At 37.0% G+C, this 21,347-nt stretch carries 11 protein-coding genes; 2 read left to right on the forward strand and 9 right to left on the reverse strand.

Going from position 1 to position 21,347, the window contains the following annotated elements; genetic code table 11:
- Positions 1–93: 93 nt before the first annotated feature.
- A complete protein-coding gene (locus ACQKN4_RS22160) occupies positions 94–1,563 on the reverse strand; it encodes an MDR family MFS transporter (protein WP_079563744.1) in 1,470 nt (489 codons plus the stop codon).
- A gap of 145 nt (positions 1,564–1,708) precedes the next feature.
- Between ACQKN4_RS22160 and ACQKN4_RS22165 the strand changes: the two genes are divergently transcribed.
- Positions 1,709–2,284 carry a TetR/AcrR family transcriptional regulator gene (locus ACQKN4_RS22165; RefSeq protein WP_079563745.1) on the forward strand — a complete coding sequence of 192 codons (576 nt, stop codon included), beginning with the start codon at positions 1,709–1,711 and terminating at the stop codon, positions 2,282–2,284.
- A gap of 400 nt (positions 2,285–2,684) precedes the next feature.
- On the opposite strand, the gene ACQKN4_RS22170 is transcribed toward ACQKN4_RS22165, so the two are convergent.
- The 7 genes from ACQKN4_RS22170 to ACQKN4_RS22200 all read right to left on the reverse strand — a co-directional run bounded on the left by ACQKN4_RS22170 (position 2,685) and on the right by ACQKN4_RS22200 (position 15,315).
- A complete protein-coding gene (locus ACQKN4_RS22170) occupies positions 2,685–5,630 on the reverse strand; it encodes a hypothetical protein (protein WP_427484826.1) in 2,946 nt (981 codons plus the stop codon).
- 400 nt (positions 5,631–6,030) lie between these two features.
- On the reverse strand, positions 6,031–7,047 hold the full coding sequence (locus tag ACQKN4_RS22175; protein WP_427484827.1) for a DUF916 and DUF3324 domain-containing protein: 1,017 nt from the start codon (positions 7,045–7,047) through the stop codon (positions 6,031–6,033).
- 251 nt (positions 7,048–7,298) lie between these two features.
- Positions 7,299–8,105: a WxL domain-containing protein gene (locus ACQKN4_RS22180; RefSeq protein ID WP_427484828.1), complete on the reverse strand. Its 807-nt coding sequence runs from the start codon at positions 8,103–8,105 to the stop codon at positions 7,299–7,301.
- A gap of 25 nt (positions 8,106–8,130) precedes the next feature.
- Positions 8,131–8,937 carry a WxL domain-containing protein gene (locus ACQKN4_RS22185; RefSeq protein WP_079563750.1) on the reverse strand — a complete coding sequence of 269 codons (807 nt, stop codon included), beginning with the start codon at positions 8,935–8,937 and terminating at the stop codon, positions 8,131–8,133.
- Between the two features lie 1,487 nt (positions 8,938–10,424).
- Positions 10,425–11,294, reverse strand: a complete 870-nt coding sequence (locus tag ACQKN4_RS22190; RefSeq protein ID WP_240518377.1) for a GNAT family N-acetyltransferase — start codon at positions 11,292–11,294, stop codon at positions 10,425–10,427.
- A gap of 467 nt (positions 11,295–11,761) precedes the next feature.
- Positions 11,762–13,594 carry an ABC transporter ATP-binding protein gene (locus tag ACQKN4_RS22195; protein WP_427484829.1) on the reverse strand — a complete coding sequence of 611 codons (1,833 nt, stop codon included), beginning with the start codon at positions 13,592–13,594 and terminating at the stop codon, positions 11,762–11,764.
- Positions 13,594–15,315, reverse strand: coding sequence for an ABC transporter ATP-binding protein (locus ACQKN4_RS22200; protein WP_079563753.1), 1,722 nt, complete (start codon positions 15,313–15,315; stop codon positions 13,594–13,596). The genes ACQKN4_RS22195 and ACQKN4_RS22200 overlap by 1 nt, the downstream gene beginning before the upstream one ends.
- Before the next feature lie 859 nt (positions 15,316–16,174).
- Between ACQKN4_RS22200 and ACQKN4_RS22205 the strand changes: the two genes are divergently transcribed.
- The gene (locus ACQKN4_RS22205) at positions 16,175–18,196 is read left to right on the forward strand and encodes an EAL domain-containing protein (RefSeq protein ID WP_079563754.1); all 2,022 of its coding nucleotides are present in this window, start codon (positions 16,175–16,177) and stop codon (positions 18,194–18,196) included.
- 280 nt (positions 18,197–18,476) lie between these two features.
- On the opposite strand, the gene ACQKN4_RS22210 is transcribed toward ACQKN4_RS22205, so the two are convergent.
- A partial coding sequence (locus tag ACQKN4_RS22210; RefSeq protein WP_427484830.1) for a leucine-rich repeat protein occupies positions 18,477–21,347 on the reverse strand: 2,871 nt, incomplete at its 5' end.

Consider the following 21,347-nt stretch of genomic DNA (forward strand, 5'->3'; position numbering starts at 1 on the left):
TCAGATTAACGATACATCCCCTCTTTCAATACGGCCTACATTTTCACAAATTTTGGTCACGGACCTGTTTGATTAGTAGCTCATACAAATCTTTTAATTTTCTAAAATCTGAGTGGCTTTTACTTTCTTTTTCTGTCCTTTTAAGAAAAATGATACTACGAGGGCAACAATTATAAAGACTAACCCAAGCGTAAATGCACCCTGGAAACCGGTTGTTAAACCATTTACCTTTTCAACTGGGTCCATTGGATTTGCCGAGCTTTCCATATATTTAGTTGTGCCGGTCGTCATTTTAGATATAAATATAGCTGTTCCTATTGCACCAGCTACTTGCGATAACGTATTAAAGATCGCTGTACCGTGTGGATAAAACTCTGGTGTCAATTGATTTAATCCATATGTTTGTACTGTCATGACAAACATGAGGCCAACCATTAATAGGCTGTGCATCAAAATAATTTGCGTTAATGTTGTTTCTGGGTTAATGCCACTGAACAACCAAATCGCAAAGGCTACTAACCCAATACCTGGGATGATAATAATCTTTGGACTTAATTTATCAAATAGCATACCTGCAACCGGTCCCATGATGCCGCTAATAATACTTCCTGGTAGCATGATGAGCCCTGATTTAAAGGCTGTCACAAGTAACACCATTTGTAAAAACATCGGTAATAATGTCATCGTTGAGAACATGGACATCATAACGATGAATATTAACCCAACTGATAAAGTAAACATTGGAAATTTAAAGGCGCGTAGTTCTAAAATTGGATGATCTATTTTTAATTGACGGACAACAAAAATGACTAACGCTATAACCCCAATCATTAAAGTGACATAAACTTTCGGATCTGACCATCCTAAATCTCCTGAAGAACTAAAGCTATACACAAAACCACCGAAACCTAATGTTGATAAAAGAATCGATACATAATCCACTTTTGGTCGTGTTATCTCAGAGACATTTTGAAGATACTTCATTCCAATTAAAGTCGAAATGATGGCTATCGGTATAACAAGGTAGAATAACCAGCGCCAGCCAAGAGAATCAACGATGATTCCCGATAATGTCGGGCCAATTGCTGGAGCAGACATCATAACAAGTGCCATTAAGCCCATTGTGGCACCACGTTTTTCAGGTGGACAAATTATTAAAATTGTATTCATTAGTAATGGCGAAATTAATCCAGTGGCGATTGCTTGGACAATACGGCCGATTAATAAAATAGCAAACGTCGGTGCACCCCCGGCAATCAATGTACCGACTAAAAATGTAATCATGGCGGTTAAGAACATTTGTCTTGTTGTGAACCATTGTTGAAGTAATGCTGTAATCGGTACTAAAACGCCCACAACTAACATGTAGGCTGTAGAAAGCCATTGAATGGTTGGAGCTGTTACATCAAACTCTCTCATTAGTACAGTTAAAGCATTACCAAGTAATGTTTCGTTTAAAAGCGCGACCATTGCACCTAACATTAATGCGATGATTATTGGCTTATGTCTAATAGTAGAATGATCAACTTTGCTACTTGTAGAACTCGTAGTCGTCATATTCATTTACTAACTTTCCTCCTGTCGTCTTGACTATTAATACATGTGTATACAAAAGTTCACACGTAATATAATATACATTTGTAGAATAAATAGGCAGAATCAATTTTCAACAGTTGTATAAATAAACTACAGAATAGGAGAAGTGTAGATGAAAAGTAATGAGAGGCAGCTAGATTTACGTATTAGACGTACACATAAATTATTGTGGGAAGCGTTATTTGAATTAATGACCCAACCAAAACAAAAATATAGTGCCATTACTATTAATCAAATTTGTGATCGCGCAATGGTACACCGTACAACATTTTATCAACATTTTGAGGATAAAAATGCATTATTGGAATTTGGTCTTAAACAAACTCTAGAAGAAGCATTGACCATACCACTTTTAGATCGATTAACGAAGCCATTTCAAGCAACAGAACAATTCTTACGTCATAAAGAGATTGGTAAAATAATAGAGTCGCAAATGGATGATGAACAATTTATTAACTTTATGGCTTATCAAGCTCGTGAAATGAAGAAACAAGAAAATGAAGAATTACAACGCATTTGTAAAAATCATACGATACCATCTGAGTTGATTATTGAATTCCACTCAGGTGTCCTTACAACGTTAAGTGCATGGTGGTTACAAAATAGAAAAGAAGTTTCAGCAAAAGAAATGGATCAATACTTTCACGCAATGATCAATCAAGATATTTTTCAATTTGAAAAGGAATAAATCGTTAGTAAGGAATGATAACACATCGCTCCTCATCCCCCATTGGCCATTCCGATATTTTTATTAGTTTTAACATTATTTATAATCGTGCTAATAATACTAGCTGTAAGAAACCCAAATAAAAGGAAAAATAATTACTGCAAGGACTGTCAAAATTCATTGATTAAAGCTTCTAGGACGCCATGAGGTTAGTTGTTTTTGTTTCGTTCTTCAAATCCCACCCTATTAAATTCCATCAACACATATCCTTCAAGTATTTTCACAAATCAATTCCGTTCCATTGTCTCCACCAGTTCATCCTAAAACACAAAAACATGGGACTGTTAAAAATACAATCCCATGCTTTTGAATTATTTAATTTTCTTTTTGATATAGCTTAAATTATCAAAATATGACTGGTTTATTCTTCATTTATAGGTACATTCTGCAGTACCCACTTTATCGATCCTGTATAAGCATCAGCCCTCGCGGTTCCTGCTGCTACTTCTAAATAAAGTCCGTCCCCGTCTGGTTGCCATGTTTCAGAAATATTGACTACTTCACGGTTTTCTGTTTTCTTTTTATAAATTTGTACGGAAGCATCCTCAGTAAGAATCGAAATATTTCCATCATAGCTGTAACGCAAGCTATCTAATTTAGAGCCTGTCGTACTCCCTGTTAACGGCGTATCTAATTTTGCTGTCATTGTCCAAGACGGGTTGCTCGTCAGTGGACGATTATCTTTTACTGCTAAAGGCGTGTCAGGATTGATGGGATGATACGTTTTATTTTTAGGTGAAATCGCCAGTTTTTTGCCAAAGTCAATCACTTGAGGCGCAGAAACGAATTCCAATACGCCAATGCTACCAATAATGGTGATTCTCACTTCATTTGATGTCTTATTGACTTCATCGCCAGTACTGTATTTCCCTGATACTGTTGCTTGACCTACAATAAACTCTCCTTCTGCCGCATCGTCTTTTACTTCAGCTTTAAACGTAACGTTTACTTTCTTAGAGCGTGGCGTACCAGCATCTAGTTTTGCTTCAATCACTTTTGTAGAAGCATTATAGGTGGCCGTGCCAATTTTTTGACCATTTTCATCGATTACGTTAAGGTCTGTTGGTGGTTTTAAATGTGTATCATATGTTTGTGTAATCGTAACTTGTCCATATGTGCCTTTATCTTTCGCGATATAACCGGAATCTACTAAAATCTCATAGTTTAATGTTTCATTCGGTGCGATTTCTGTAGGCACTTGACCATCTTTACCAAAAACTCTTTCTGTAATGGTTAATGTTGGGCGGATTTTCATCGATTCAAAATTAGACAGGTTGGAATCATCATCCACCGCATATACCATAATCTCGTGATCTAGCCCCTTTTCTACCTGCTTAATTGGAACTGTGTACTCCCACGGAACATCAGTATTTAGATTCGAATTTTTAAATTCTCCGATTTGATGATAACTACTGCCACTAATTATATAAAATAGACTGACATACTCACTATCTGGATCTTTCCATGTCCCTGTCATACGATAACCATTATCTGAATATTCACTATCTTTATCTAATTGAATCACTGGCGGACCTTTCTCTGGTGCAACACCCGATCCGTCAGTTACCGCAAGCTCTAGATTTACTTCTCTAACATCGCCAGGCTTTTGATTTATATGATCCCACCTTACTGCCCATCCTGGATCAGGTTTAAGATCGTACATAGCATCCTTACCAGGATCATACACAGGTCTGTTTGAAGAACTCAATGTCTGAAAATACATATGGAATGGTTTGTTACTCGGGCTTCTTTGAATTGTACTAAATGCCGTTGGATGATTCGTATAACCATCACGGAAGAAAGTAAGACGATAGTTGTCACCGTCTCCCATGTTCTCCTCATTAAAGTAGAATCCCTCATGATTCCCTAGAGAATATAGCTTAGTATTCTCATGCCGCATGCCAACATCCATATGCACTGAATAAGCAAGAGTTGTAAGGGGATACGTATCGCTTTTTTTCAAATATTTCATACTAACATTAATACGCCCTTCTGTACCTCTCACCGGACTCATTTTAATTTTTACATAGCCATCTACGTCCATACCATTCATTACAACTGTATAGCCAATCAATTCATGTGTCTTTTCATTTTTATATAGTTTTAAAAGTGGCATGGCTCCAGATTGAAACGTTGCTATATGGCTTTTAGTACTTGCGTGAGCAATCACAAGTCCATTACCATCAGGGTGTTTACTAGCTATCCCATTTCCAAAATAATATGATACGATACCATTTGGTAAAGTTGGATTTTGGGCTAGAGCTGTCGCTACTGAAAAATTTTGTGCTTGTACATAATAAGTATTTCCTATACTGTTAAGTGCTTGATCCATGGCAGGCAATGGACGTGACCAGTCATCATCATAATCACGATAAGTTTCACCTACCAATGAGTTCACCGGCCGCTTATTGTTAAGATCCCCAAAGTACATGTAATAAGTTCTGCCGTTTTTCTCACCTGATGGAAATTCAAGCCCCGTATTTGTAAATACTTGTGTAAATTCATCTAATTCATTCTTAGAATCATCCAAAGCTGAAAAATCAATATCGCGGATTTTAGTAGACCATATTCTTGGTCTTTTACAATTAGGTGCCAGCTTTTCTTTGCTGTTAAACTTTGGCTGTTCCTCATCTTCAGTTACTAGTTTTTCTTCGCTGTCTAACCCTAGCGGTTCTTCACTTTCAGTTACTAGGCCTTCTCCACTGTAAAACTCTTCCGTACATTCAATTTCTAAATTTTCTTCACTTTCAGGCTCTTCTTGTTCCTCACAATCTATTTCTGGATTGTCTTCACTGCCAAACTCTAGCTGCTCCTCTCCTTCAATTGCCAGATTTTCCTTACTTTCAGACTCTGGCTGGCTCTCACATGCATTTGCTAGATTTTCTTCACTCTCGGATTCTTCCTGTTCCTCTCCTTCAGTTGTTAGATCTTTCCCACTTTCAGACTCTGGCTGTTTCTCCTCTTCAGTTAGATCTTCCCCACTTTCAGACTCTGGCTGTTTCTCCTCTTCAGTTGTTAGATCTGCCTCACTTTCAGACTCTGGCTGTTCCTCTTCTTCAGTTGTTAGATTTGCCTCACTTTCAGGCTCTGGCTGTTTATCTTCTACAGTTGCTGAATTCCCCTCACTATCAGGCTCTAACTGTTCCTCACATTGAGTTGGTAGATTTTCTTCGCTGTCAGTCTCTAGTTGTTCCTCACATTCGATTTCCGACTCTGTAGGATCAATAATAGACATTTCCGCCACTGATACATTCAGTTCAGAGAAGACTAGAAGGATGACCAACATCGAAATTATTATTTTCCTCATTTTTCCTTCACCTACTTTTTTTACGTTTCAGGTAGTTTCGTTCCATCGTTCACCATAATGCTACGAGAAATAATAAGTAAAACAATGAAGTTAATTACATATTGATAACTTTGCGTACCCTCTCATTTCGTCAAATTAACGTTTTCCTTTTAATTTTTAACAAGTGATTCATCTGATTTTTTATTGATTCACTTGTTAAAAAACCAATCGCAATAAAGCATTTTTCTATAAGTCATCAGCGTCAAGCGAGCGATAATCGCCTTTATCCTGCATCTTAGAAACTTAAATTGGTGTGTAATTTTCCAAAACGAAAGGAGCAAAGTAAAATGATAGAAAACAAGAGATAATCATAAGCTACTTCCAGTACAAAGGCGTATTTTTTCAATTAATTATTCATTTTTTATTGTTTTTTCTGTTTTTTCCTACTATAAAATATAAATATCAGTAATCCTACTACTATCAAAGTTAGCAACCCTACCATATAAGCTAGATAATTCGGGCCTTCAATCGATACATCTGTTGCATTGAATTGCTGTGCTTCTTCTCCTTTAATGGTAAAGTCCTTCTTGAATTCCCAAGACTCTTTGCTAGACTTCGCCTTTAAATGTAACGTATATTCTCCAGTTTTGAATTTTTCCCCATTCAATTCAATTGGATAATCAAAGTTGGAATTCGGCGCCACTTGCATGTCTTGTTTTTTCGATTCATAAAGCACTTCTGTTTGACCTTTTTTCGTCACTTCTGCATCGACTTCAAAACGGTTTAAATACGTTGCCGTTGGATTTTGAAGCGTAGCATTAATGACATTACGTGCATTCAATTGTCCTGCTTTCACATCATGTAATTTTAAATCTTGTGTCACTTGTTCAACCGTTTCTTGTAAAGTAATACCTACTACATAAGCATATTTATTCTCAATACTTAAGCCTTTATTGGCTTCCTCCGTATTTGTTGACGATGCCTCCTTCTCTTCTATCGTAATACCACCCGCTAAAATGCCATCAAATTCCTCTTCAGGCATCTTTACATGTAAAAATAAATCTTTACTCCCTTTAGCTGGAATCGTAATCTCTTTTTCTGTTGTAATTAAATCCCCTAACTCATACCGCAATGTAGGATCCGGTTCAGCGTTTGTAGGGCCATACTCTACAACACCATTAAGGTTTGTTGTAGCTGAATGGATTTTAGGCTCAATGATGACATCCTCTCCCGTATCATTTTTTAATTGAATCGTTAATGTCTGCTCTTGATTCGGCTTCATCATTAAATTGAAATAAGATTTTTGTTTATCAATTTGGTTATCCGGAATAACGGTATATACACCAAAGTTAAATTCAGATGCTAAAGCAAATGGTGTAAACGATACTAGACTTACAATTAATAGTCCAATTAAGGTCCATAAAGTATTTTTTCTCATAATCTGTACCATCCTTACATTAAAGAGTCTTTCTAAAAAATCTTCTAAGTTATTAATGTTGGTAAAAAACCCGCTATACTTTCCTCTAGCAATGGAGCAACAGGTGTCACGAAGACGTGGTACTCCTGTCGCTTTATTGCCGATAGAATTAGTATGATTTAATGCGGGTTTTCACCCTGTATATCAACATATTGACTGAAATGATAGGTTCCTATTTTTGTTTTTCTGATAGTCCCCCATCATGATTATGTTTATTCTCCTGTTCCTTCTCCTACATCTTGTCCAGGTGCTTCTGTTAACGTCCAAGTTAATGTTGTAGAATATTGTTTGGCATATTTTGTAGATGAACCTGGGACTTCAAGTTGAATACTCTTTGCCGCTGTATTGTTATCACCAAATGCTAAAACGAACGTACCAGCACCTGCTCCTTTTACAGCAGTCATAACAGTTTCAGCAACAGGATTTCCATCTGTATCAAATTTCAAATCAAATGAGTCAGGACTTGTCGCGTGTGTTGATTGAGCAGCTGAATTCACCCCAACATTACTAAAAATAATTTTAGCCCCCTGTAGTTCTTCCTTTTCCGCAGTTTCGAATTGACCACTTTGCTTCACTTGCAGAATCCAACCTGCTTGTGTCCCACGACTATCAGTAACTTGGACATAGTTCGGACCTTCAGCAGGGGTACGGTTGCCAAATTTTTGTGGATTTACATCGTATCTTTTAGTGAAAGAAGAAATTTCCGGATCACCAAAGCTTAAGCTAGAAGCATAGTCAATACTTAATGGACCATTTGTTCCTCCCTCTGGTGTACTACCATCTGGATTTTCTGGTTCTGGGTTAATTTCGTTACCTGGGTCAGTTGGATCTACCGGTGGTGTTACGGAACCTTCGCCTCCAGATGGTTTAAATTTGATAGTTGTAGTAGATGTATATGCGCCGCCATGTCCTTTGTTTTCTTCACCTTCTGCAAACGCAGTTGCACTTCCTCCTAATACGAAACCTGTTAACATTGTTGCTGCAACGCCTAGCGCTTTTAAATTAGTATTAATTTTCATTTTTTATCATCCTTTATTATTTTTATTATTTGTCAATTGGAACATCCGATAATTTCCATGTTAATTTTGTCCTGTATTGCACAGCATCCTTTGCCGTACCCCCTGGAATAGTAAGGGTAATCGCTTTGTTTTTTTGAACTTTATTACCTTTGCCATCCGTCATTTCTTCTACTGTCCCCCAAAGGTTCACCCAAAGGCCAGCCCCTTCAGTTGGTTTTGCTGACATGACAAGTGACTCGGCTCCCTGTGGTTCTAATTTAATTTCTTTAGCTGTTGGCGGTGTCACTTGTGTTTTACCTGAGACAATTGGATTTTTAAATTCGATTACCGCGCCTTCTAATGTTTTATTTTGTGTGGTAGCATCCTCATTAGAAAACTGCCCTTCTTGTTTAACGGTTAATGTCCATCCGGCATTTTTTCCGCGATTATCTGAGATTTGGGCATAGTTTGGTACATATTTACTTTCCCCACCAATACGTAACTCCTGTGCATTCGCATAGTAAGTAACCTTACCGCTCTTGATTTCATTAACACCAAAATCGAGACTTGATACAAAATCAATACCTAGTGGACCGCCAGTTCCTGGCCCTGGACCCGATGGATCTGTCGGATCTACTGGATCTACTGGCTTCTCTGGATCTGGATCAGTTGGATCTACCGGACCTGTTGAACCTGAATTCTCAACAAATTTCACTATTCCATTTGTTTGATACGTTTTTGCTCCTTCTTCTTTTTCTTCCTCTGTTCCATTTGCTAAAGCAAATAATGGCGAAATGGCCATACTACTTAATACCGTAGCGATCGCTGCAACTTGCATTGTCTTTTTCTTCAATGGTTAAATCTCCTTTCATCTTGTATTTTTTTATATTTACGTACCAGTTCAAATGCTAATACGGTAAATAACACTACTAAAATTTCCCATTTCTACATAAGGTTCTTCCACCGTTTTGTGGAGTACTTACAAATAAGCGATAATACAATTTCTTTATTTTATGTAATAAAATTACAATCATTAAGCAGAAAAAGACCTTTCGAGGTTCAACCATCCTCTCACTTCATTTGTTTTGCATTTTATTTATACTTACGATCGAATAAAATCCGATACGGTAATTGACTCTCTTTAAATTATGATTTTTCATAACTCTCATCTGTAAGCTTTCTCTATGCATTTAAATTATTGGTATCCCTTATTTCGCAAAAACCTAACTTCCTCTTAATTTGATAATTTTGTGATTTAGAATTATAGATGAAAAAGAAATACTAAGAAACTTTCTCTACTTTTCACACTAAACCTACGCCTTATCCTGAACTCCTTTAAACATCTTTTTTCTTTTTTTATGTTTGTTTTTACTTTTTCAATCTTTTACAGTTACCTACTGTAACGCATTTTGCAAGAAAATAAAAATCAACTTTTGTTGCTTTTCCGGAAAAACTTGATAACGGGGAATTTGGAATCTTAAAAACATCATTTCCATTACCCAAATACAAGTTTGTTTACTTTTTACACTTAACTTATACCTCTAATTGACTTTCTTTAAACATATTTTTTCTTTTATTACGTTTGTTTTTTTCTTCCATATTTACGGTTGCCAACTGTAACGCATTTTTCAATATAATAAAGATCAACTTTCGTTGCTTTTCCAAAAAAATTTGATAATAAGAAATCTGGAATCTTAGTAACATCATTTCTATTACTACAAACACAAGATTTGTATACTTTTACACTTAACCTATACCTCTAGTTGACTCTCTTTAAACATATTTTTTCTTTTTTATGTTTAATTTTCCTTTCCACCTTTTACAGTTACCCGCTGTAGCGCATTTTTCAATATAATATAAATCAATTTTGTTGCTTTCCCAAAAAAACTTGATAATAAGGAAGTCGGAATCAATGAGTTAAAACTTAAAGATTATTTTCGGAATAGCGTGAAAATAACTGCGTTATTTGAACCTCGTGTAATGACATGGCCTCAGGTTCACAAATAACCATTATTCAACTTTATTTATATAATTATCCCATTTGTAAAACGAATAAAGGAATTCTTTTATTTTTAATGCTCTGACTCATTCAGCGTATATCCTTCCTGGAAAAGATGCAAATCAACTTTTGTTGATTTTTGAACATATTTTGATAAACTGATTATTTGCCATCATTATAAGTATTCTTTTCACCCTTATATTCCAGATTCGAATGATGTTTCCTTTGAAAGAAAGACTTATCTATCCTTTTATGTAGTTCGGTCTATCTCATTTGGAGACTCCGTGGACACAAAAAAAAGTGAGAAGCGATGCATAAAGCATACTCCTCACTCTTTATATTTACTGTTTTACAAAATAGTCTATTTGCTGAGCCTTCATAAAACCGGCCCTCTCATAAACTGAAAGTGCCTTTCGATTGTCGATTTCTACATCGAGCATGACGAATTTCACGCCAATTTTGCTCGCATAATCTTTGGAAAATGAAAGCATTGCCGTACCAATCCCTTGCCCCTCGCAAGTTGGATGAACTGCTAACGCCGTGACCCATTGAATTTCATTTTCTTGGGCAGTCGTCACGGTTCCAACAACTTTTCCGTCTTTACGTGCTACCCATAGTTTTCTTCCAGTCGTTGACGTATTAAAAGCGATTAGCTCCTCAGACTCTTCAGGTAGATCTCCAAACGCTGCACTATAAATAGCAATCAGCTCTGCCTGTTCATCTGTATAAGGATTAATTTCGATATCATTCTTTAATTCTACTGCCTCTGCTTTTGTTTCTAAAGTGGCTTCTGAAAAGCTATATGCAAAGCCCATCTTTTCAATAAATGTGTGTCCGAAAGGCGCCCCATCGATCAATACCGCCAATTGACCTTCTGCTCCACGCTCTTCGAGGCCTGCCTGTAAAACTTCTACTAAAGCAGTTCCAATTCCTTTTTGACGGTACGTAGGTGTTACAACTAAAGACCATTCATATGTATGCAGCCCCATTAGATCGATTGCACTAGCCGCACCCACTAAGACATCTTTGTCATCTTCGTAAGCAAGTACCATAAAGCCCTTCGATTCAAAGGAACTCGCCATAGGCAAACCCATAGCTGTTTCATAAACACGATAGTCATGTGTAGTCGCTTCTTCACACAATAATTTTAATTCATTTAATGTTTCCCCATCTAACGGAAAAGACACTGTCATCACTGAAATATTCATCATTTACTCCGTTCCTGTATCAAACTATTGCCCTATTGTAGCAAGAAAGAAAATAAGCTGGCAACAAATAATGTTTGACACTTCTAATTATTAACAATTCTTTTCAAATTTAGTGAAATTAAAAAGTTACTATGATTATTGACGGTTATAATGACTGAAAGTTACTATAATCACGTGTGCACTTATACACGCCCCATTTATCTGAAAGTCCGATTTCCACTGCGAATGGATGTCTAGTCGCTCCCTTACCTAAGTAAAATATCATTAATAAATCCTCTATCGTTCAATAATAAAACTCTATTTTTCATTTTATTATTATCCATAATTATACTATTTTTATAGATGAATTACAGTTAAAATTTGAATTGATATACTATACCCCAACTAAAAAAGAGCAACCCAAAAAATTTCGGAATTACTCTTTCTTATGCTTAAGGAATGAGATTTATACCTATATCGTTTCGTTCACCCTACTCATCAAGATGATGGGATGAAGATTGTAGCATTTGCGCATAAATGCCACCGGATTCCATTAACGCTTGTTGAGAGCCCGCTTCTACTAACTCACCTTTGTGCAGAACAAGCACCATATCGGCATTATGCACAGTATTCAAACGGTGAGCAATAACAAAGCTTGTGCGTCCCTGCATTAACAGATCAAGAGCTTCTTGAATCGCAAGCTCCGTAACGGTATCAATACTACTTGTCGCCTCATCCAATAATAAAACTTTCGGGTCGGCAATCAATGCTCGTGCAATGGACAACAACTGTTTTTGGCCTTGCGAAATGCCACTGCCATCTGCGGCAAGTACTGTGTCATAGCCATCCTTTAGCGACATGATAAAGTCATGTGCATTTGCACGCTTTGCCGCTTCCTCTATCTCCTCATCACTAGCATCTAATCGACCATAACGAATATTTTCACGTACAGTTGCTTCAAATAAAAACGGATCCTGCAACACAAAGGCCATTTGTGAGCGCAATGCCTGTCGTTCGATTTGCTGAACATTGACACCATCAAATAAAACCTCACCTTTGGATACTTCATAAAATCTTGCAATTAGCTGCAAAATCGTTGTTTTGCCTGCTCCAGTTGCGCCCACAAGAGCTACCGTTTGCCCAGGCTCCACGTTAAAATGAATGTCCTTTAATGTGTAAGCTTCTTCTTTTTGCTCATATTTAAAGTACACATGTTGAAAACTTACCTGTCCTTCTAGTTTATGCTTTTGCGCTGAAGCTGCTTCCTCTTCAGGCTGTTCATCCAGTAGTGCAAATACACGCTCAGCACCAGCAATTGCTGACAGCACGGTATTAAATTGATTGGCCAAATCATTTAACGGTCGTGTAAATTGCCTTGCGTATTCTGTAAAAATAACAATGACGCCGATGGATACATGCCCATAAAGAGCAAGTACACCGCCAATACCAGCTACAATTGTAAAGCTCATATTGTTTAAAAAGTTCATGACCTTTGGAATATAGCCAGAGTATGTCTGTGCCCAAAAGCCCGTTCTTTTTAATCTTATACTTTTTTCGCGAAACTCCTCTTTCATTCGTTCTTCTTGCGAGAAAGCTTTCACAATTCTCTGGCCCGAAATCGTTTCTTCAATCATGCCATTTAGAGCTCCTATGGCTGCTTGCTGTTCCTTAAATAATGGTGCAGTTCTCCGTGTAATCCAACGTATCGCCCAAAACATAATCGGTATAATCGTCATTGTTAATACCGTTAGTAAAGGGCTTAAACTTAGCATGATGATGACTGTTCCCGTCAGTGTTAATACACTCGAAAACACTTGAATAAAGGAGCTATTTAATGTGGAGCTAACAGCTTCAATATCATTCGTCATCCGACTCATTATTTCTCCATGCTGACGACGATCAAAAAAAGCAATCGGCAGTCTTTGGAAATGCTCAAATACACTCGTTCGTAATCTATAAATGGTTTGCTGGGCAATACCAATCATCCAATAGTTTTGTAAAAATAACGATACGGCTAATAAAGCATATATGCCGATTAACAGCATAATCCCCTTCTCTAATCCTGCCAGCTCCCCGTGCGTTACGTACATGTCAATCATTTTACCAATTACATATGGCCCAAGAAGAGCCAACACGGAACTCACCAAAACAAGTAACAGTACGGTCAGTAGTAGTACACGTTGTTCATCAACTATTTTCCATAAACGTAGCAGTGTACTTTTCCAATTTGTCGCACGAGGTCCCTTCTTTTTCTTAACCGTTTGCTTCACATCATCCTTCGTCAAAATCGGCTCATAGCCAAAAGGTTTTTGGAAAAATCCCATTATTCCTCCACCTCCTGTTGGGAGATTGCGATTTTTTTATAGAGCGCTGACGTTTGCAGAAGCTCTTCATGCGTCCCATATGCGACTACTTTTCCGGCATCGATGAGTAAAATACGATGTGCGCCTTTCGCTGTGCGAATTTTTTGAGTGACGACTAACATTGTTGCTTGTTCTTCACTCAACGCCTCCCATAATGCCTGCTCCGTTTTCACATCAAGCGCACTCGTACTATCATCAAGCATCAATATATGTCCTTTTCTTAATAACGCTCTTGCAATCGACAATCTTTGTTTTTGACCACCCGAAAGATTGACACCCTTCTGACCGACTCTTGTTTCGTAACCATTTGGGAAATCTTCCACAGAAGCATGGATTTGTGCTTGCATGGTAGCGTGTAACACTGCATCCATGTCAGCCTCTGCATCGCCCCAACGAACATTATCAGCAATGCTTCCTGTAAATAATAAAGACTGTTGCGGAACATAGCCGATCGTTTCGCGCAGCTCTTGTAAATCCCATTGCTGCACATCTTTCCCCTCTACTACGATTTTACCTTCTGTCACATCGTAGAAACGTGGGATAAGCTGTAATAGCGTTGATTTCCCTGCACCTGTTACCCCCATAATGGCCAGCTTTTCACCCGATTTCACTCGGAAGCTTACATCGGAAAGTACAGGCGTGTCTCCCCCAGGATACGTAAAGCTTACATGCTCAAAAGCTAATTCTCCGAAGTTTAAATCATTCGATGTTTTCTCTGAAAATGATGGTAGTTCAATCTCATTTTCAGTCGAAAGGACTTCTGCCATTCGCTCTGCTGAAGCTTTTGCACGCGCATAAAAAATAATAATAAAGGCAAACATCGAAAACGCGCCTGTCATACGCATTGCATAATTGACAATGGCCACTACATCTCCAAGTGGTGTTGTACCGGACCCTATTTGTTTTGTCCCAAACCACAGCACTGCAAGTAGACTCATATTCATAATGAATAACAATACAGGCATAATATATTCCATTGTGCGTAGAGCTTTTACTGTATCTATTTTTAAGCGTGAGGCCACTTCATCAAAACGCGAGGCTTCATAGGCACCTCGTAAATAAGCTTTCACCAATCGAATAGCCTGTAAATTTTCCTGTAGTACTCGATTCAAACGATCGACTCTCTTTTGCACACGTCCAAAATAAGACACACCTTTTGCCACCATAACAATAAGAAAAATAAAAATAATCGGTGCGCCAATAACTAAAAACAGCGCTAGTTTAGCGTTTACAACAAAAGCCATAATGATGCTACCAATAACAGCAAGTGGTGCACGAAGCATAATACGCAAACTCATAAATAGCACAGTCTGAACTTGCGTTACATCATTCGTTAATCTTGTAATAAGAGACGCCGTTGAGAATTTTTGATAAGTAGCTAATGTAAAGGATTGTATTTTTTCAAACAACGCATTACGTAAATCATAAGAGAAACTCTGTGCTGTATGTGATGAAAAATATGAATTAACGACACCAGCTATAAAAGCTACGAAAGATAAGGTCAGTAACACCATTCCCCATTGCCAAATCATCCCTTGATTTTGAGCACGTACTCCATCATCTATAATTTTCGCCATAATCAGTGGCTGCGCGAGCTCCACAAACAATTCCAACAGCATTAAACTAAATGCGATTAATGCTGTCCATTTATAAGGCTTTACATAGGAAAAAACTTCTTTCATATTCTTCCCCCTCGTTCTTTATAAAGGCGTTCCATAAACTTAACTATAACAAGGAACCCCATACTGTATTTTTTACTTTTCCTTCACCTATAGAAAGCCATGTTGCACAAGCAAGTTAACGATGGACTAAACACAATAACTGCAATCACCATCGCTGTTAGCCGGTGCAATAATAGATAGGATGCGTATTAACTAAAACATATTAAAGCGGTCATAAAGCATGTAACCTTAAAATCTATGAAAACGAGCCACAAGTTATATAAGCTTCCCCAACTGATAACAAGTAGAAGCGCCCTGAATACAATGTGTAGTAGGAAAACCGCTACTCCCCATAATAAGACTTTGCTACTAACCCTGAAAGCATCAAATGAAGCATTCGTTAGTAGGAGAAAAAAACCTATTCGTGTATCCATAATCCCTATTACTTGATATTTTGGTAACCCTTTCTTTAAACTAAAAGAGACATAAGCAATATAAGTACCAAAAATTGTAACGAGATAACGAATACAGCAATACTTCAGTTGGTTGCTGGCAAATGACGAAATACCTTTTTTAGTAAAATATCAATATGTAAATAATATAATACCTGCAACCGATAAAACATTAAAAAGGTCCATCGCTACCTATAACATGAACCAGAGCTAATAAATACCATTTCTTTTAAATGTCACATATACTACTCACTTCCTATATATATACTAAAAAATGTTATTTTTCTTCAAATCTTTCCATGTTTTTCGTTAAAAAAGTCCTTATATTTTTTATTATCAAATATTTACAATCATATTCATAATGACTAATTCCTGATAATTAACTATAATAATAGTATATATAGATTACTCAAGGAGATCGAATAATCATGAGTCATATGCATAAATTATTTACCATTGATGAACATTATTTAAATTCACTTCCTTTTCCTGCAATTGTCATGAATCAAGATGGACAAGTTATACATTTGGGAAAGCTTGCTGAACAGCTATTTGGTTTTTCAGCTACTACTATTAAAGAACATACCGCTTCATTCATTCACGAAAATTTACTACGTCAGCTTTCATTAGAAAAATTTCAAACCATTTTACAAAATGATGACAGTACGTATATCAATCAAATCCAACTGAAAACGTATACAAACGAAGAAATTAACTCAGCGCTGCTAGCTAAACCATTTACTGAACAAGGAGAGCGTTTCATCCTTATGATGTTTATGCTACCAGAATTAATGATTAATTCTGTCTCAAACTGCGGTACTCTCGCAAAATTAAAACAAGGTTTAGACTCAACATTTATGACCGTAGCACTAGATCATGATGGGTTCATTTTAGAATGTAATGCTGAATTTCTAAAAACGAGTCAGTGGACACCAAAACGTGTGATTGGTAAAACGTTCTGGCAGCTATTCCCTGATAATAAAGAAAGCGAAAAGATTACAACTACCATTTGGCGTAATTTAAACAATGGCCAAACGTGGCAAGGCGAAATCGAAAAAGTTACAAAAACAGGTCAATCTTATTGGGTACTACTCACGGCTATCCCAACATTTGATATCGAAATAAATGAGCAACAATTTTTATTGATTGAAAAGGATATCACGAAGTCTAAGTCCATACAGCATCAGCTTGAGAAAATCGCTTATATCGATACAGAAACAGGTCTTATGAATGCACATCGTCTCGAAAAAGTGATTTCCAACATGATTGAGGATGAAAGACACTTCTCTTTCGTCTATTTAAGTATTGATAAATTTTATACATTAAAAGAATTACATGATCAGCAAATTGACCAAAGTCTTATTGTAGAGTTTACAAATCGTATAAAAATGTACTTCCAAGATAGCACGATGGCACGTATTAACGAAAATGATTTTGTCGTAATTACACCATTAAGTGAATGGTTTATTCAAGGCTTCCTGTCTTACTTACAACAACATCCAATTTATAACAGTAATGTAGCTGTCCCTATTTCTATTAGCGGCGGAATTACACGTTATCCAGAGGATCAAACTACATTCTCCCAACTAATGAAGGCATCTATTGCTACTATTACAACTGTCCGTGAGGCCGGTGGCGATAAAATCGTCTCCCTATCCAAAGCAACACATAAAGCATTAAATCGTAAAGCTTTAATTGAAAAACGTTTACTTCAGGCTCTTGACCAAAAAAATCTAAAAGTCCTTTATCAGCCGCAAATTGATGTTACTTCAGGTAAAATCACAGCTGTAGAAGCACTAGTTCGTTGGGAAGATGAAGTAATAGGCGTTGTCTCACCAGATGAGCTCATTCCAATTGCGGAGGAAACGGGTCTTATTAATAATATCGGTTCCTTTATGATAGAAAAAGCTTGTGAACAGGCTCTCATCTGGAAAAAAGCTGGTCTAAATTTAAAAGTATCTATTAACTCTTCTGTACGCGAATTCCGTGATAAAAACATGGCGCAGTCTATTCTTGAAACATTAGCGAAAACGGGCTGTCCTGCAAATCTTATTCAAATCGAAATTACAGAGAAGTTTGCTCTTGAAGCAGAGGCTGCTACCTCTATTACAAAGCAAATGCGTAAGCTTGAAAATGAGGGAGTCTCCTTTATACTAGATGATTTCGGTACCGGATATGGCTCATTCAGATATATGCAAATTCTACCGATAGATACATTGAAAATCGATAAAACATTTACAAGTTCTCTATTAAAATCTGAGAAAACCCAAAAGCTTATGAACGGTATGGTACAACTCGGAAAATCTATGGAACTTAAAGTTGTCGCTGAAGGTGTCGAAACGGCTGAACAAGCAGATCTTTTAATGGCTTATGGCTGTGATGCGATTCAAGGTTACTATATTAGTAAGCCAATTCATGCTGAGGAAATTGAAGCATTACTTGTTAAATAGTTAATTTTAAAAAGGAGGTTACGTTTAAAAACGTAGCCTCCTTTTTGTTGTTGAGAAACTATTATGTTATGAAGGTAAATAACTCTTTGACAAAGTGAAGGGTTGATTTCCGTTCCGACTGAGCGCTTTCCTGGGGGCGTTTGATGAGCCGCTTCGCTTGCGCTCCAAGGTAACTTATAAACATGACATACTTTTTAAAATACCTCCCCTAATTATAATTTGGGGCTTTTCAGAAAAAGAGATGTATCAAATTATGATACATCTCCCTTTATGGTAAGACTTATAAACCAAGTGCTCGATACATAATCGCTGTAAATTGTGCTCGAGTTAAGTTGTCATTTGGTCTGAAATTACCGTTTTCATCACCTAGTGCAATGTTATGATCCGCTAGAGCGGCAATATATTCACTCGCCCAGTGTGATGAGTCGACATCTTTGAATGTACTATTGCCTTCTGGCGTTAAGCCAAATGCAATCACGATCACTTTCGCCATTTCAGCACGTGTTATAGAAGCGTTTGGTCGGAATGCTCCATTTGAACCGTCCACGATACCCGCTCTTTGTAGTCGTGTAATTTGTTCATAATTTACATGACTTTTAGGGACATCTAAAAAGGATACAGCGTCTCGAATTGATGCTGGTTGTAATGCACGATCAATCATAAGCACCACATGTTGACGTTGAATTATATCATTCGGTCGAAAAGTGCCATCTGGGTAACCTATAATAATGCATCGCTTGGCAACTTCTTTAATCATATCTTGCGCCCAGTTATGATCAATATCCTTGAAAGTAATGTCACAGCGCTTACTATCCTTCATCCATCGCGCATATAACGTTAGATTTTTTGATACGACATCTTTTGCAAAATCCCATGCCTTTGTGAATTTTTCATCTTTATACCAGCCGATAAATAGATAGCCCTCCTTCGTTGGATTAGAGGGAGCTTTCACTAAAGCTTTATACGCTACTGTTTGGGATAGAATTTTACTGCCTCCGTTTGAATCAAAAGTAACAATATAATCAACTTCTGACACATCATCCTTTTTCCACTTCGCATACAAAGTTATGTCTGCCGTTACTTTATCTTTCGTAAAGTCCCATGTATTTTTAAGTTCCGCATCCTTATGCCAGCCAATAAATTCATAACCGTCTTTCACTGGAGTAGTTGGGACTTTCAGGAGGTCGTTATAGCCTACTGTTTGGGATGGTACTTTATTTCCACCATTAGAGTCAAAAATGACTTGATAGTTGGATGAACCTCCGCCAGAGCCACCTGAGCCCCCACCCGAAGTGTTATCCTTTGTCCATTTCGCATATAAAGTAACGTTTTTTGTCACGACGTCTTTTGCAAAATCCCATGGTATTGTCAATTCTTCATCTTTATGCCAGCCGCCAAATGTATAGCCTTCCTTATTAGGTGTGCTTGGTGCTTTCACTAATTCGTTATATCCCACTACTTGAGATGAGACTGCGCTTCCGCCATTCGTATCAAACGTAACGATATAGCTTACTTTCGACCATTTAGCGAATAACGTAATATCTTTTTTCACTACATTTTGATCGAAATTCCATACTTCTGTTAGATCTTCATCTTTATGCCAACCTTCAAATGTGTAGCCTTCTTTTACTGGAGTGGTAGGAGCTTCTGTTAATTCGCCATACACTACCGGTTGAGTTGGCACTTCGCTTCCTCCATTGGAATCAAACTTGACAAACATCCTCCACTTAGCATAAATAGTCATTGGTTTAGTGACAGAGTAATTCCACTTTCTCGTAGAATCTTTATCTTCAAACCACCCGAGGAAATATTTCTCACCCTCCTTATACGGAGCAAAAGGATACTCCTCTTTATCCCATTGGAAATTATGATCTCCATTAAAGTTTACAACCTCTAATGGATTAGAACGAAATGCTCTCTTTCCTATTGTTGTCACGCTTGACGGGATATCTACGTTTGTTAATTGATTCTTTATAAATGCATAGTCTCCTATTGATGTCACGTTTGATGGGATTTTTACACTTGTTAATTTATTATCATAAAATGAAAATTCTTCTATCTCCGTTACATTTGGTGGGATTACTACACTTTCTAAATGATTGAACATAAATGCATAAGATCCTATTCTTGTCACACTTGGTGGGATATATATATTTTTTAATTTATTATTATAAAATGCAGCTTTTCCTATCATTGTCACGTTTTCGTGGATGGCTACATTTTCTAATTCATTACCACTAAACGTCTCATCTGCTATTGTTGTCACCTTTGGTGGGATGGTTACATTTGTTAATTCATTAGCAGCAAATGCGCTCTCTTCTATTGTTGTTACGTTTTCATGGATGGCTATACTTTCTAATTTATTCCAAGAAAATACATCCTTTTCTATCGTTGTAACCTTTGGGGGAATTTTTACACTCGTTAATTGATTAAACATAAATGCTCTAGATCCTATCGTTGTCACGCTTGATGGAATTTCTATACTTTCTAATTTATTTTCATAAAATGCACCCTCTCTTATCGTTGACACGTTTGGGGAAATTTCTACTCTTTTTAATAGATTAAAAGCAAATACTCCCTTTTCTATCGTAGTCACACTTGAGGGGATTTCTACACTTTCTAATTTATTTATCTTAAATGCTTGCTCTCCTATCGTTGTCACATTTGGGGGGATATTCACACTTTTTAATTCATTGTGATAAAACGCCATCTCTCCTATCGTTGTCACACTTGAGGGGATTTCTACATTTGTTAATAGATTAGAAGCAAATACAGAGTTTCCTATCATTGTCATGCTTGAGGGGATTTCCACTCTTTTTAATAGATTAGAAGCAAATGCTGAATCTCCTATCGTTGTCACATTTGAGGGGATTTCCACTCTTTTCAATAAATTAGAAGCAAATGCTGAATCTCCTATCGTTGTCACGCTTGATGGAATTGTTACACTTGTGATGTATTTTTTATAAAATGCTTTGTTTCCTATTTCTACAACTGATTCACCATTGATTTCATCGGGAATGACAACATCCTTTTTTTCACCGTAATATTCTTCAATAGCAACACCATTACCACGATCTACAATACCAAAATCATCGGCAATTTTGGGTACATTAGTCATCCCTTCATCGTTCAAAGAAGTATTTTCATCCTC

This window comes from Lysinibacillus sp. NPDC093692 (assembly GCF_050280125.1).
Lineage (GTDB): Bacteria > Bacillota > Bacilli > Bacillales_A > Planococcaceae > Lysinibacillus.

Excerpts from the sequence above, each read along its gene's own strand:
- ACQKN4_RS22160 (WP_079563744.1), bottom strand. The coding sequence starts at position 1,563 with ATGAATATGACGACTACGAGTTCTACAAGTAGCAAAGTTGATCATTCT.
- ACQKN4_RS22165 (WP_079563745.1), top strand. The coding sequence starts at position 1,709 with ATGAAAAGTAATGAGAGGCAGCTAGATTTACGTATTAGACGTACACAT.
- ACQKN4_RS22170 (WP_427484826.1), bottom strand. The coding sequence starts at position 5,630 with ATGAGGAAAATAATAATTTCGATGTTGGTCATCCTTCTAGTCTTCTCT.
- ACQKN4_RS22175 (WP_427484827.1), bottom strand. The coding sequence starts at position 7,047 with ATGAGAAAAAATACTTTATGGACCTTAATTGGACTATTAATTGTAAGT.
- ACQKN4_RS22180 (WP_427484828.1), bottom strand. The coding sequence starts at position 8,105 with ATGAAAATTAATACTAATTTAAAAGCGCTAGGCGTTGCAGCAACAATG.
- ACQKN4_RS22190 (WP_240518377.1), bottom strand. The coding sequence starts at position 11,294 with ATGATGAATATTTCAGTGATGACAGTGTCTTTTCCGTTAGATGGGGAA.
- ACQKN4_RS22195 (WP_427484829.1), bottom strand. The coding sequence starts at position 13,594 with ATGGGATTTTTCCAAAAACCTTTTGGCTATGAGCCGATTTTGACGAAG.
- ACQKN4_RS22200 (WP_079563753.1), bottom strand. The coding sequence starts at position 15,315 with ATGAAAGAAGTTTTTTCCTATGTAAAGCCTTATAAATGGACAGCATTA.
- ACQKN4_RS22205 (WP_079563754.1), top strand. The coding sequence starts at position 16,175 with ATGAGTCATATGCATAAATTATTTACCATTGATGAACATTATTTAAAT.